General features: G+C 62.6%; 13 protein-coding genes. 2 read left to right on the top strand and 11 right to left on the bottom strand.

Going from position 1 to position 13,582, the window contains the following annotated elements; translation table 11 throughout:
- Positions 1-424 precede the first annotated feature (424 nt).
- The 10 genes from BVH01_RS10720 to cspD form a co-directional block, all read right to left on the bottom strand.
- A complete protein-coding gene (locus BVH01_RS10720) occupies positions 425-1,231 on the bottom strand; it encodes a secretin N-terminal domain-containing protein (protein ID WP_075930305.1) in 807 nt (268 codons plus the stop codon).
- A gap of 31 nt (positions 1,232-1,262) precedes the next feature.
- Positions 1,263-1,877 (bottom strand): histone acetyltransferase HPA2, encoded by a 615-nt coding sequence (locus BVH01_RS10715; RefSeq protein ID WP_075930304.1) that lies wholly within the window; start codon positions 1,875-1,877, stop codon positions 1,263-1,265.
- Positions 1,878-1,913: 36 nt separating this feature from the next.
- A complete protein-coding gene (locus tag BVH01_RS10710) occupies positions 1,914-2,336 on the bottom strand; it encodes a GNAT family N-acetyltransferase (RefSeq protein ID WP_075930303.1) in 423 nt (140 codons plus the stop codon).
- A complete protein-coding gene (locus BVH01_RS10705; protein ID WP_075930302.1) occupies positions 2,329-3,498 on the bottom strand; it encodes a cupin domain-containing protein in 1,170 nt (389 codons plus the stop codon). The genes BVH01_RS10710 and BVH01_RS10705 overlap by 8 nt, the downstream gene beginning before the upstream one ends.
- A gap of 80 nt (positions 3,499-3,578) precedes the next feature.
- A complete protein-coding gene (purB, locus tag BVH01_RS10700; protein WP_075930301.1) occupies positions 3,579-4,949 on the bottom strand; it encodes an adenylosuccinate lyase in 1,371 nt (456 codons plus the stop codon).
- Positions 4,950-5,067: 118 nt separating this feature from the next.
- Positions 5,068-5,688, bottom strand: a complete 621-nt coding sequence (hflD, locus tag BVH01_RS10695; RefSeq protein WP_075930300.1) for a high frequency lysogenization protein HflD — start codon at positions 5,686-5,688, stop codon at positions 5,068-5,070.
- Complete coding sequence (mnmA, locus tag BVH01_RS10690) at positions 5,685-6,800, bottom strand: tRNA 2-thiouridine(34) synthase MnmA (protein ID WP_075930299.1); 1,116 nt, start codon at positions 6,798-6,800, stop codon at positions 5,685-5,687. Before mnmA ends, hflD begins: the two co-directional genes overlap by 4 nt.
- An 83-nt stretch (positions 6,801-6,883) precedes the next feature.
- Positions 6,884-7,330, bottom strand: coding sequence for an NUDIX hydrolase (locus BVH01_RS10685; RefSeq protein ID WP_075930298.1), 447 nt, complete (start codon positions 7,328-7,330; stop codon positions 6,884-6,886).
- 80 nt (positions 7,331-7,410) lie between these two features.
- Positions 7,411-9,639: an NADP-dependent isocitrate dehydrogenase gene (locus BVH01_RS10680; protein ID WP_075930297.1), complete on the bottom strand. Its 2,229-nt coding sequence runs from the start codon at positions 9,637-9,639 to the stop codon at positions 7,411-7,413.
- 384 nt (positions 9,640-10,023) lie between these two features.
- Positions 10,024-10,290, bottom strand: coding sequence for a cold shock domain-containing protein CspD (gene cspD, locus BVH01_RS10675; RefSeq protein WP_075931007.1), 267 nt, complete (start codon positions 10,288-10,290; stop codon positions 10,024-10,026).
- Positions 10,291-10,511: 221 nt separating this feature from the next.
- On the opposite strand from cspD, the gene clpS reads away from it, so the two are divergent.
- On the top strand, positions 10,512-10,874 hold the full coding sequence (gene clpS, locus BVH01_RS10670) for an ATP-dependent Clp protease adapter ClpS (RefSeq protein WP_075930296.1): 363 nt from the start codon (positions 10,512-10,514) through the stop codon (positions 10,872-10,874).
- 28 nt (positions 10,875-10,902) lie between these two features.
- On the top strand, positions 10,903-13,173 hold the full coding sequence (clpA, locus tag BVH01_RS10665; protein ID WP_075930295.1) for an ATP-dependent Clp protease ATP-binding subunit ClpA: 2,271 nt from the start codon (positions 10,903-10,905) through the stop codon (positions 13,171-13,173).
- Between the two features lie 122 nt (positions 13,174-13,295).
- Here the strand turns inward: clpA and infA are convergent, their stop codons facing one another.
- Positions 13,296-13,514 carry a translation initiation factor IF-1 gene (gene infA / locus BVH01_RS10660; protein ID WP_002553999.1) on the bottom strand — a complete coding sequence of 73 codons (219 nt, stop codon included), beginning with the start codon at positions 13,512-13,514 and terminating at the stop codon, positions 13,296-13,298.
- Positions 13,515-13,582: the final 68 nt, after the last annotated feature.

Here is a 13,582-nt window from a genome sequence, read left to right as displayed (position 1 = left end):
CATGGAAGCGCAGGCTCGGCGCGAGCTCACCGCAGACGTTGAGAGGAAACCGGAAAGAGGAGGGCCGTGGCCGGGTGGACGAAGCGCATCGTGTGCCCGCCGCCGGGTAGGCGAGCGGTAGTGCGTGCAGGCCCGTGGACGCCCTTGGCACTGTGCCGTTCGATGCGTGAAACGCTTCCCCGTCCCTCAGGACAACCTCGTTCCAGTCGCCATCTCGTCGAGCTGCCTTGTGGGCGTAACAACACGAATCGATCCCTGCGGTGCGCGGAGACTGACCCGGAGGTTCCGTTTCCAGAACCCCTGATTAGCGGGAGCGAGGCCATCATGCGACCGACGGAAATGTTCGTCAATCGTTTTTGTAGTGTTTTTTTAGGAGTACTACATAAGTCTTAGATCGACCGTATGGTCACGTTTTACGGGGCTTTCAGTCGATCACCTCGACCTTCACGCGCATGCTCATGTCGTCGCGGCCTTCGGTCGAGTAGCGGCGCAGAACGCCACTGCGGTCGGCCTGACTCTGCTCGCTGCTGCCGCCGATGGTGATCCACTCGCCGAGCCGTCCGCTGACCCGGGTGTCGGCTTGCTGGATGTCGATAACGCCGGGTTGCTGCTGGCTGACCCGGTCACGGTTGCTGCTGATATCCAGGTGCACGATCTCGCCCGCCAGGCTGGCAGTGACGTAAAAGCCCTGGGTGACGTTGCGGTACTCGGTGTTGTTGTACACCTGGCCGTAAGGGCCGCGGCTGCTGGTGGTCACCGGCACGCTCTGGCCAACCTGGATCAGCGCCGGGTAACCCTCGCTGGTCTGCACCTGCTGCGTGCCGCCGCCGCGGCTGTCGGTGCTGCGGCGAATGATGCGCGCTTGGTCGCGACCGTCGACTTCGCCACGGCCGATTTCCACGCGGCCGTTGCCGGCGCTGATGCTGCCGTCGACCCCGTAACCCCGGTCGTCGCGGTAGGTCGATTCGCTGGTGTCGACGCTGATCAGCAAGCGCCGCGGCTGAGTGTCGAGCTGGCCGAGCAGGGCGCGCACCTCCTCGATCTTCGCTGGCGACGCATTCACGATCAACTGGTTGCCGTAGGCACTCACCCGCCCGTCGTTACCGAGCGCCGATTGCACCACGGGCAGCAGGTCGCCTGCGGTGCGGTAGTTGAGTGGAATGACTTCGGTGGCGGCCAGTGCCGAGAGGCTGAGCGCGAGCAGGGCGGCGCCGAGAACGTGTCGCTTCATGGCAGAAAGCTCTTCATGGCAATAAATCTCTTCATAGCAGAAAACTTCGCAAGTCAGGATCGGTGATGCTGGTATCCCAGGTCTGGTCGAATAGTCGCTGCAACTGGCGAACACGGGCGGCGTCCTGGTAATTCGCATAGCCGCCGAACTGATCCGGCTCCGGGCGCATCAGCACGCCCTGGTCGTCAGCCAGCAGAAAGGCGCCCTCAGGAACAGGGTAATCAGGATGGCAGCGGCGAATGTGCAGGTGGCTGGGCAGTTTTCGCGACAGGGCGATGAGTCGGTGCCCGTCACGAACCGCGCGGCTGCTGTCGCACACCAGGATGCGCAGGCTGCTGTGGCGATGACGCAGTAGAAAATCGCTACAGGCTGCGTGAATGCTGCTGTGATGGTAGAGCCAGGGTTCGAGATCGGGGCTGTAGAGGCACAGCGTGCGCCTGGCCTGCTGCATCATCGCCAGGGCGTGGCTGCGGGCCTGGTCGGGCAGGCTGAAACGCTGCACGGCCGACTCGCTGCCGAGCACGAAGGGTGCCGGCTCCCAGGCGGCCGGCTGTGGCAGGGGGCTGTCCGGGTTGTGCAGGGTAAAACGCCCGGGCGATTCGAACTCGATGGGCTCGAGATCGGCGGGCGTGTGTTCGTCGTTCATGCTGACCTCTGTGGCACCGGTGTGCCACGGCTGAGATCAGCTGCTGCGCACCATGTCGACGTGAGGGATACCGGCTTCCAGGTACTCCTCGCTCACTACAGTGAAGCCCAGCTTTTCATAGAACGGCGTCGCCTGCACCTGGGCGCTGAGCATTTGCTGGCTCAGGCCACGTTTTTGCGCTTCGGCGATCACCGCCTGCAGCAGGGCTTCACCGACCTTCAGGCCGCGCCAGTCCTTGAGCACCGCTACCCGGCCAATCTGGCCGTCGGCGAGCAGGCGTGCCGTACCGATCGGGTAGTCGCCTTCGCAGGCGAGAAAATGCACGGCATCACTGTCTTCGGCGTCCCATTCCAGTTCAGGCGGCACGGCCTGTTCAGCGACGAAGACGGTTTCGCGGATGCGATGCAGCTCTTCGTAATCCTTGTGCCAGTCGGCGATGCGTACGTGCAGGTCATTCATCGGCAGCAAACTCCAGGCTTCCTTGCTTGGCCAGTTCGAGCACCAGCTCGCGGGCCTCGTCGTTGCCCAGCCATGGGCCGAGGTTTTCCAGGTGCAGGGCGTCGGCCGAGCAGATCATCTTCAACAATTCGCGCAGGCTGGCGGAGACCAGGCGGCTTTGCCCGCTGGCGAACAGTACCAGGCCATCGCCGACTTCCGACCAGGCCAGGCGCGCGCTTGGGTTGCGAACCAGAATGGCGCCATCCTCGAGCTGATCGAGGAAGCCGTCCTCGTCGATCTCGATGCCTTCGACCAGTTCCGGGTACTTGGGCTCGGTCATGAACTGGCCGAACCACGTCATCAGCAGGCGCTCGTCGCTCATGTGCTCGGCGAGCAGCGCCTTGAGGCGCTCGAGGGCGTCACGCTGAATCTCGTGCGGGTCGCTGGTCGGCGCGGTGCCGGCGTCGCTGTAACGCGTTTCGTCCGGCAGGAACTGGCCAAGGAAGTCAGTGAAATGGGTCAGAACTTCGGCCGCGCTGGGTGCGCGGAAACCCACGGAATAAGTCATGCAATCGTCCTCGGCGGTGCCACAGTGGGCAAGGAGCGGCGGCAGATAGAGCATATCGCCGGGCTCGAGCACCCATTCTTCAGTTTGATCGAATTGAGCCAGGATCTTCATGTCCAGATCCGGCAACAGCGGGCTTTGGGCGTCGCACATCTGGCCGATCTGCCAGCGGCGGCGGCCATGGGCCTGCAGCAGGAATACGTCGTAGTTGTCGAAATGCGGGCCAACGCCGCCACCTGGTGTGGCGAAGCTGATCATCACGTCGTCGATCCGCCACTTGGGCAGGAACTTGAATTGCTCCAGCAGTTCGGCAACATCGGGTACGAACTGGTCGACGGCCTGCACCAGCAGGGTCCAGTCACGCTCCGGCAGGTCGGCGAACGCATCCTCGGCGAATGGGCCGCGGCGAACTTCCCACGGGGTTTCGCCATGTTCGAGCACCAGGCGCGACTCGACTTCTTCCTCGAGGGCCAGGCCAGCCAGTTCATCGGGAGAAATCGGGCTCTCGAAATCGGCGATGGCCTGGCGCACCAGCAAGGGCTTCTTCTGCCAGTAATCGCGCAGGAATTCGCGTGCGCTCAGGCCACCCAATAGCTGAAGAGGAGCATCAGGATTCATGTGTAAGTCCTTGATATTTATCGGTGCGTATAAAAAGAAACGCCCGGCGTCAGCCGGGCGTTCTCGGGCGTGCCCGTCGGTCAGATGCGCTTGGCCTGAGCCACGGCATTGCCGATGTAGTTGGCCGGGGTGAGCTGCTTGAGCTCTTCCTTGGCAGGAGCGGGCATGTCCAGCGCGTCGATGAAGGCCAGCAGCGCCTCGGGCGTGATGCCCTTGCCGCGCGTCAGCTCCTTGAGCTTCTCGTAAGGGTTCTCGATGGCGTAACGACGCATGACGGTCTGGATCGGCTCGGCGAGCACTTCCCAACAGGCATTCAGGTCTTCAGCAATACGTTGAGTATTGAGCTCCAACTTGCTGATTCCCTTGAGACTTGCTTCGTAGGCGATCACGCTGTGGGCGAAGCCGACACCGAGGTTGCGCAGTACGGTGGAGTCGGTCAGGTCACGCTGCCAGCGCGAGATCGGCAGCTTGCTGGCCAGGTGCTGGAACAGCGCATTGGCGATACCGAGGTTGCCTTCGGAGTTCTCGAAGTCGATCGGGTTGACCTTGTGCGGCATGGTCGACGAGCCGATCTCGCCAGCGACGGTCTTTTGCTTGAAATAGCCGAGGGAAATGTAGCCCCAGATATCGCGATCGAAGTCGATGAGGATGGTGTTGAAGCGCGCGATGGCGTCGAACAGTTCGGCGATGTAGTCGTGGGGCTCGATCTGCGTGGTGTAGGGGTTCCACTGCAGGCCCAGGTCACCTTCGATGAACTGACGGGCATTGGCTTCCCAGTCGACCTGCGGATAGGCCGACAGGTGGGCGTTGTAGTTGCCCACAGCGCCGTTGATCTTGCCCAGCAGCGGGACGGCGGCGATCTGGGTGATCTGCCGCTCGAGGCGGTAGACGACGTTGGCCAGCTCCTTGCCCAGGGTGGTCGGCGATGCCGGTTGGCCATGGGTGCGCGACAGCATCGGCACGTCGGCGAACTTGACCGCCAGCTCGCGGATGGCGGCGGCGATCTGGCGCATCAGCGGCAGCAGCACGTCGTCACGGCCTTCGCGCAGCATCAGGGCATGGGACAGGTTGTTGATGTCCTCGCTGGTGCAGGCGAAGTGAATGAACTCGCTGACCTTGTCCAGCTCCGGCAGCTTGGCAGCCTGCTCCTTGAGCAGGTATTCCACGGCTTTGACGTCGTGGTTGGTGGTGCGCTCGATTTCCTTGACCCGCTCGGCGTGCTCGACGGCGAAGTTTTCCGCCAGCTCGTTGAGCAGGGCGTTGGCTTCGGCGGAGAAGGGCGCGACTTCGCTGACGCCCTCATGGGCGGCGAGGCGCTGCAGCCAGCGGACTTCCACCTGGACGCGGAAACGGATCAGGCCGTACTCGCTGAAAATGGGGCGCAGGGCGCTGGTTTTGCCGGCATAGCGGCCGTCTACGGGCGAAACCGCGGTGAGCGAGGAAAGCTGCATGGGAGGCGTTCTCGGACAGTCGGGCGTTGAAAAGGGCGCATATCATACACGAATCCGGGCGGCTATCAGCGCTGTCGCCCGGTGAATCGACGGATGAAATGCATGGGGGCGCGGCGGATCAGCCGCGCAGCATCGGGTAGAGTTCTCGCAGCAATTTGCGGCGGCTGAACACCAGCTGCCAGCGATGCCCGCCCAGTTGGCGCCACAGGCGCGCCGAGCGAATCCCGGCGAGCAGCAGGCCACGAATCTTCGAGGCATTGGCCGGTTGTTGCAGGAAGCGGCTGTCGCCCTGCACCTGAATGCGCTGCTTGAAGGTGCTGATGGTGTCCTGATACAGCGCGCCACAGGAAGAAATGACGTTCTCGTGGCCAATGCCGAAATGGTCGGCCTGGCTCTGGATCTGGTCCAGGCGATTGCCCATCAGTTGCAGCAGGTCGCCGCGCTTGTCGAGCTGTCGCTCCAGGCCGAGCAGGGCGAGGGCGTAGCGCAGCGGCTCGCGTTGCAGGCTGGTGGGGTCACGTTCCAGGGCGCTGACCAGGGCGCGGTAACCGTCGCGCAAATTCAGGTCATCACCGCCGTACACGTCCAGCGTGCCGTTGGCATCGCGCACCAGCAGGCTGTTGATCAGGCAGGTCACTTCGCTTTCGGCGGCCTGGCCGGTCTTGGCGATCTTGTCGACCATCACCGCGGCCTGAAACACCGCGCCCAGGGCGATCAGCTGCTCTTGAATGGGATTCATCGCGGTGCGCCCTCGCTCCAGGGTTCGGCGCTCTCGATCACGCCGCCGCCGAGGCAGACGTCACCGTCATAGAACACCACGGACTGCCCCGGCGTGACCGCACGCTGGGGTTGCTCGAACGTAGCGCGGTAGCCATCGGCGGTGCGCTCCAGGGTGCAGGCCTGGTCAGCCTGGCGGTAACGCACCTTGGCGGTCAGGCGCCGAGGGGCATCGAGCGCCACGGGGTTGACCCAGTAGATCTGCGAGGCATGCAGGGCGCGGGAAAACAGCCAGGGATGTTCGTTGCCCTGGCCGACGATCAGCACGTTGCGGGTCAGGTCCTTGTGCAGCACGTACCAGGGCTCGTCGCCGGCATCCTTGAGGCCGCCGATACCCAGGCCCTGGCGCTGGCCGATGGTGTGGTACATCAGGCCGTGATGTTTGCCGATCACCTCACCCTCGGTGGTTTCGATGTTGCCTGGCTGCGCCGGCAGGTACTGCTTGAGGAAGTCGCTGAAACGGCGCTCGCCAATGAAGCAGATACCGGTGGAATCCTTCTTCTTGGCGGTGGCCAGCTCATACTTCTCGGCGATCGCCCGCACTTCGGGCTTCTCCAGCTCGCCGACCGGGAACAGGGTCTTGGCGATCTGCTCGCCGCCAACGGCGTGCAGGAAGTAACTCTGGTCCTTGTTCGGATCCAGGCCCTTGAGCAGTTCGCTGCGCCCGTCGATATCGCGGCGGCGCACGTAATGGCCGGTGGCGATCAGGTCGGCCCCGAGCATCAGGGCGTAGTCGAGAAACGCCTTGAACTTGATTTCACGGTTGCAGAGGATGTCCGGGTTAGGCGTGCGCCCGGCCTTGTACTCGGCCAGGAAGTGCTCGAACACGTTGTCCCAGTACTCGGCGGCGAAGTTGGCGGTGTGCAGCTTGATGCCGATGCGGTCGCACACGGCCTGGGCGTCCGCCAGGTCGTCCATGGCGGTGCAGTACTCGGTGCCGTCGTCTTCGTCCCAGTTCTTCATGAACAGGCCTTCGACCTGATAGCCCGCTTCGAGCAGGAGCAGGGCCGAGACGGAGGAGTCGACACCGCCGGACATGCCGACGATGACGCGCTGGGTGGCTGAATCTTGCATGGTCGGGATCGATACGGGCTTCAAAGGGGCGAGATTCTAACAGGATGCGCGACGTGTTTCAGTCTGCCGCGCACGGGCGGCGTTCACATGGGGTCGTGGATGAGGCTGAGCGGGAAGCGGGCGCCCGCCAGGTAGTCATCCAGGCAGCGCAGCACCAGCTCGCTGCGCAGGCGGCCGCGCTCGGCCAGCAGTTCGTCGTACGTGAGCCAGCGGATGCCACTGATGTCGCTGTCCAGCGCACGCTCGGCATGGTGCTTTACCAGGTTGGCGACGAAGCAGATGCGTTGATAGGTCACGCCGTTGCTCGGCGCGGTGTACAGATAGATGCCGGTAACGCCCGTCAACTCGACGTCGCAGCCGGTCTCCTCGAGCGTTTCGCGCACGGCTGCCTGCTGCAGGCTCTCCTTCGGCTCCAGGTGGCCGGCGGGCTGATTGAGCACCAGGCGTCCCCCCTTGAGCTCCTCGACGAACAGAAAACGCCCCTCGTGTTCGACGATGGTGGCGACGGTGACATGTGCGTGCCAGGTCATGCTGACTCCTTTTCGAATACTGAAAACGACAACCCCGGCACGAGGCCGGGGTTGTCGGTGTCGCTAGATCAGCGCGTTGCTCAAGCCAGGGAGGCCAGGGCAGCGTTGAGGGTCGCGCTCGGGCGCATGACTTTTTCGGTCAGTGCCTTGTCCGGTGCGTAGTAGCCACCGATGTCAGCCGGTTTGCCCTGTACCGCGCCGAGCTCGGCAACGATCTTGGCTTCGCTGTCGGTCAGGGTCTTGGCCAGTGGTGCGAACTGCGCCTGCAGGGCGGCGTCTTCGCTCTGGGCTGCCAGAGCTTGTGCCCAGTACAGCGCCAGGTAGAAATGGCTGCCACGGTTGTCGATACCGCCAACCTTGCGCGCCGGCGACTTGTCGTTGTCGAGGAACTGGCCGGTGGCCTGGTCCAGAGTCTTGCTCAGCACCAGTGCTTTCGGGTTGTCGTAGGTGTTGCCCAGGTGCTCCAGGGAAGCGGCCAGAGCAAGGAACTCACCCAGCGAATCCCAGCGCAGGAAGTTCTCTTCGACGAGCTGTTGCACGTGCTTGGGCGCCGAACCGCCAGCGCCGGTTTCGAACAGGCCGCCGCCATTCATCAGTGGCACGATCGACAGCATCTTGGCACTGGTACCCAGCTCCATGATCGGGAACAGGTCGGTCAGGTAGTCGCGCAGCACGTTGCCGGTCACCGAGATGGTGTCCTTGCCTTCGCGGATGCGCGCCAGGGAGAACTTGATGGCTTCGACCGGCGCGAGGATGCGGATGTCCAGGTCGCTGGTGTCGTGATCCTTCAGGTATTTCTCGACCTTCTTGATCATTTCGGCGTCGTGGGCGCGGGCCGGGTCCAGCCAGAACACCGCTGGGGTGTTGCTCAGGCGGGCGCGATTGACCGCCAGCTTGACCCAGTCCTGGATCGGCGCGTCCTTGGTCTGGCACATGCGGAAGATGTCGCCTTCCTCGACCTTCTGCTCCATCAGTACCTTGCCGTTGGCATCGCTGACGCGAACCACGCCGGCGGCCTGGATCTGGAAGGTCTTGTCGTGGGAGCCGTACTCTTCGGCTTTCTGCGCCATCAGGCCAACGTTCGGCACGCTGCCCATGGTGGTCGGGTTGAAGGCGCCATTGGCCTTGCAGTCTTCGATCACGGCCTGGTAGATACCGGCATAGCAGCGATCCGGGATCACGGCCTTGGCATCTTGCAGCTCACCCGCGGTGTTCCACATGCGGCCCGAATCGCGAATCATCGCCGGCATCGAGGCGTCGACGATCACGTCGCTCGGCACGTGCAGGTTGGTGATGCCCTTGTCGGAGTTGACCATCGCCAGTGCCGGACGATCGGCGTAGACGGCGTTGATGTCGGCTTCGATTTCGGCCTGCTTGTCGGCTGGCAGCTTCTTGATGCTGGCGTACAGGTCGCCGATGCCGTTGTTCAGGTTGAAGCCGGCTTCCTGCAGGGCAGCAGCGTGCTTTTCCAGGGCCGACTTGTAGAACTCGGCAACGATCTGGCCAAAGATGATCGGGTCGGAGACCTTCATCATGGTGGCCTTCAGGTGCACCGAGAACAGCACGCCTTGCTTCTTGGCGTCTTCGATCTGGGCGGCGATGAAGCTGCGCAGGGCCTTCTTGCTCAGCACCGAGCAATCCAGGACTTCGTCAGCCAGCACGCTGGTTTTTTCTTTCAGCACGGTGGTGGTGCCGTCAGCGCCGACCAGTTCGATCTTCACGCTGCCTTTGGCGTCGATCAGGGCAGCTTTCTCGCTCCCGTAGAAATCGCCGTTTTCCATGTGCGCGACATGGGATTTGGAGTCGGCAGCCCAGGCGCCCATCTTGTGCGGGTGCTTGCGAGCATAGTTTTTGACCGACAGCGGTGCGCGGCGGTCGGAGTTGCCTTCACGCAGAACCGGGTTCACGGCGCTGCCCTTGACCTTGTCGTAGCGGCTGCGGATGTCGCGTGCCTGCTCGCTGTCGTCGGCGTCCGGGTAGTCGGGCAGGGCGTAACCCTGGCTCTGCAATTCCTTGATGGCGGCCTTGAGCTGCGGTACGGAGGCGCTGATGTTCGGCAGTTTGATGATGTTGGCTTCTGGCGTGGTGGCCAGGGCGCCCAGCTCGGCGAGGTGATCGCCCTGTTTCTGAGCGTCGGTCAGGAACTCGGGGAACAGCGCCAGGATACGGCCGGCCAGCGAAATGTCGCGGGTCTCGACGGCGATATCGGAGGAGGCGGTAAAGGCTTTGACGATGGGGAGCAGGGAGTAGGTCGCGAGCGCTGGGGCTTCGTCGGTGAGGGTGTAAATGATCTTCGAGCGTGTGGTCATATTTGATTTAACTCTCTCTTTACTGAACTTGCACGGCACTGATCCGGGTGAGGTGGCTTCTGGCCACAGCGCGGCATCAATGAGGTGAATTCGAAGTTCCATCCCGATGATGTTGGGTGTCGCAGCTGCCTGATGACGGTAACGGACCGCCTGACAGGGCCGGCGCGACGAGTGCTGGAAGCCGTACTCCAGGCGAAGGCGCCCTTATGACTACTCAGTCAGCGCCCGAGTATATCAAACCGACGTGCCAAGTTGCTCGCACCGGTAGCGAAGATATGCGTTCGTCGGAATGCATCGGTTGCAGAACCTCGCCCGCGGCAGGTAGCACCGGCCGCGGCCATAAAAAAACCGGCCACTGGGGCCGGTCGTTCGTGGAGTGAAAGGTCAGGCTCCGACCGCGCTCGCGTGCGCCTTGCTGACAGCTGGGGCAGGCGTGTCCTGCACGGCCTGGGCGGCGCTGATGTTAACGGCATGGAGACCCTTGGGGCCTTGAATGATATCGAAGCTGACGGCCTGGCCGGCCTTCAGCGTTTTGTACCCATCCATCTGAATGGCCGAGTAATGGGCGAACAGGTCCTCATCTCGGCCATCGGCCAGGATGAACCCATAGCCCTTGGCGTTGTTGAACCACTTGACCTTACCACTTAGCATGCTGATATCCCTCTGCAAGGAACCCCACTGCTGGAGTATCATCCACATTAGATCCAGCGTTCACGGGGATCGCCCAGCGAACGCAAGCCCTTTCGCCCCGTAGGGGTATCCTTTGGTTGTAACACCCTTTTGCCGATAGTCAAGGCATCGCACGAAACGACGATAAACGGGTCTGATTTTTTGCGGCCCGCTCCATTCACCCCACGAACCTTTTATCCAGCATGCATGCAAGTAGCCAGATTCGACTAACATTCAATCAGGACCGACCCGCACCGCATGAGGACGACTCATCAGGCCTGGCCGTCGAGGAGTCCAAGCCGGCATTGCAGGCGCCTCCGCTCTACAAGGTGGTCTTGTTCAATGATGACTACACCCCCATGGATTTCGTGGTCGAGATACTCGAGACCTTCTTCAACCTCAATCGCGAGGTGGCAACCAGGATCATGTTGACCGTGCATACCGAAGGTCGCGCCGTTTGCGGGCTCTACACCCGCGACATCGCCGAGACCAAGGCCACGCAGGTCAACCAGTACGCGCGTGAAAGCCAGCACCCATTACTCTGTGAAATCGAGAAGGACGGTTAACGCCGGCCGCTTGGCATGAGGTGAAGCTATGTTAAATCGAGAGCTCGAAGTCACCCTCAACCTGGCCTTCAAGGAGGCCCGCGCGAAACGTCATGAATTCATGACCGTGGAGCACCTCCTGCTGGCTCTTCTGGACAACGAAGCTGCAGCCAGTGTGCTGCGTGCCTGCGGTGCCAGTCTGGACAAGCTGCGCAGTGACCTGCAGGAATTCATCGACTCCACCACGCCGCTGATCCCCCAGCACGACGAAGAGCGCGAAACTCAGCCGACCCTGGGCTTCCAGCGCGTGCTGCAGCGCGCGGTATTCCACGTGCAGAGTTCCGGCAAGCGCGAGGTCACCGGCGCCAACGTGCTGGTCGCGATCTTCAGCGAGCAGGAAAGCCAGGCCGTGTTCCTGCTCAAGCAGCAGAGCGTGGCCCGTATCGACGTGGTCAATTTCATCGCCCATGGCATCTCCAAGGTGCCCGGGCAGGGCGCGTCACCCGAAGCCGACCCGGAAATGCAGGACGAAGAGGGTGGCGAGTCCTCTTCCTCGAGCAATCCGCTGGACGCCTACGCCAGCAACCTCAACGAGCTGGCGCGCCAGGGCCGCATCGACCCGCTGGTCGGCCGCGAGCACGAGGTCGAGCGCGTTGCGCAGATCCTCGCCCGCCGCCGCAAGAACAATCCGCTGCTGGTCGGCGAGGCTGGCGTCGGCAAAACTGCCATCGCCGAAGGCCTGGCCAAGCGCATCGTCGACAATCAGGTGCCCGACCTGCTGGCTGACAGCGTCGTCTACTCTCTGGATCTCGGCGCACTCCTGGCCGGTACCAAGTACCGCGGGGATTTCGAGAAGCGCCTCAAGGCACTGCTCACCGAGCTGCGCAAGCGCCCACAAGCCATCCTGTTCATCGACGAGATTCACACCATCATCGGTGCCGGGGCTGCCTCGGGCGGCGTGATGGATGCCTCGAACCTGCTCAAGCCGGCCCTGTCGTCGGGCGAGATCCGCTGCATCGGCTCGACGACCTTCCAGGAATTTCGTGGCATCTTCGAGAAGGATCGCGCCTTGGCGCGGCGTTTCCAGAAGGTCGACGTGGTGGAGCCTTCGGTGGAAGACACCATTGGCATCCTCAAGGGCCTCAAGGGGCGCTTCGAGCAGCACCACGACATCGAGTACAGTGATGAGGCCCTGCGCGCAGCCGCGGAGCTGGCCTCGCGCTACATCAATGATCGTCACATGCCCGACAAGGCCATCGACGTGATCGACGAGGCGGGTGCGTTCCAGCGCCTGCAGCCGCAGGAGAAGCGCGTCAAGCGCATCGACGTGCCGCAGGTCGAGGACATCGTGGCCAAGATCGCGCGCATTCCGCCGAAACATGTCAGCAGCTCCGACAAGGAACTGCTGCGCAACCTGGAGCGCGACCTCAAGCTGACCGTGTTCGGCCAGGACGCCGCCATCGATTCGCTGGCCACCGCCATCAAGCTGTCGCGTGCTGGCCTCAAGGCGCCGGACAAGCCGGTCGGCTCGTTCCTGTTTGCCGGCCCCACCGGCGTCGGCAAGACCGAGGCGGCTCGCCAGCTGTCCAAGGCGCTGGGCGTGGAACTGGTGCGTTTCGACATGTCCGAGTACATGGAGCGGCACACCGTGTCGCGCCTGATCGGGGCGCCACCCGGCTACGTCGGTTTCGATCAGGGCGGCCTGCTGACCGAAGCGATCACCAAGCAGCCCCATTGCGTACTGCTGCTCGATGAAATCGAGAAAGCGCACCCGGAAGTCTTCAATCTGCTGCTGCAGGTCATGGATCACGGCACGCTGACCGATAACAACGGGCGCAAGGCGGACTTCCGCAACGTGATCCTGATCATGACCACCAACGCCGGTGCGGAAACCGCATCGCGGGCGTCGATCGGCTTCAGCTATCAGGATCACTCGTCCGACGCCATGGAAGTGATCAAGAAGAGCTTTACGCCGGAGTTCCGCAACCGTCTGGATACCATCATCCAGTTCGGCCGTCTCAGTCACGAAACGATCAAGAGCATCGTCGACAAGTTCCTCATCGAGCTGCAGGCGCAGCTCGAGGACAAGCGCGTCATGCTCGAAGTCAGCGATGCGGCGCGCGACTGGCTGGCCGAGCAGGGTTACGACGTGCAGATGGGCGCCCGGCCCATGGCTCGCCTGATCCAGGACCGCATCAAGCGTCCCCTGGCCGAGGAGATTCTCTTCGGGGAGCTTTCCGAGCATGGCGGTACGGTGCACGTGAATCTCGAAAACGGCGAGCTGACGTTCGATTTCGAGACCACTGCGGAAATGGCCTGAGGGTTGGCGGGGCGCTCATCGCGCCCCGTCTTTCCAGGCAAGCGACCAATAAAAAGCCCGGCAGAGATGCCGGGCTTTTTATTGGTCACTGGAGCAGAGCAGTGAATCGTGCTCTTGCCCTGTTAGCGAGCGCGATAGGTGATGCGACCTTTGCTCAGGTCGTACGGGGTCAGCTCTACGCGAACCTTGTCACCAGTCAGAATGCGGATGTAATTCTTGCGCATCTTTCCGGAGATGTGCGCGGTAACGACGTGCCCGTTTTCCAACTCCACGCGAAACATGGTGTTGGGCAGGGTGTCGACGACAGTGCCTTCCATTTCGAAGCTGTCTTCTTTCGACATGCAGTAAAGCCCTCGGTATCCAGAGAATGGCCCGGCGCAACTGGCCCCAGGCAAAAGCGGCAAGCATT

It is taken from the genome of Pseudomonas sp. PA1(2017), assembly GCF_001945375.1.
GTDB lineage: Bacteria > Pseudomonadota > Gammaproteobacteria > Pseudomonadales > Pseudomonadaceae > Aquipseudomonas.
This window is presented reverse-complemented; position numbering and strand designations above follow the sequence as displayed.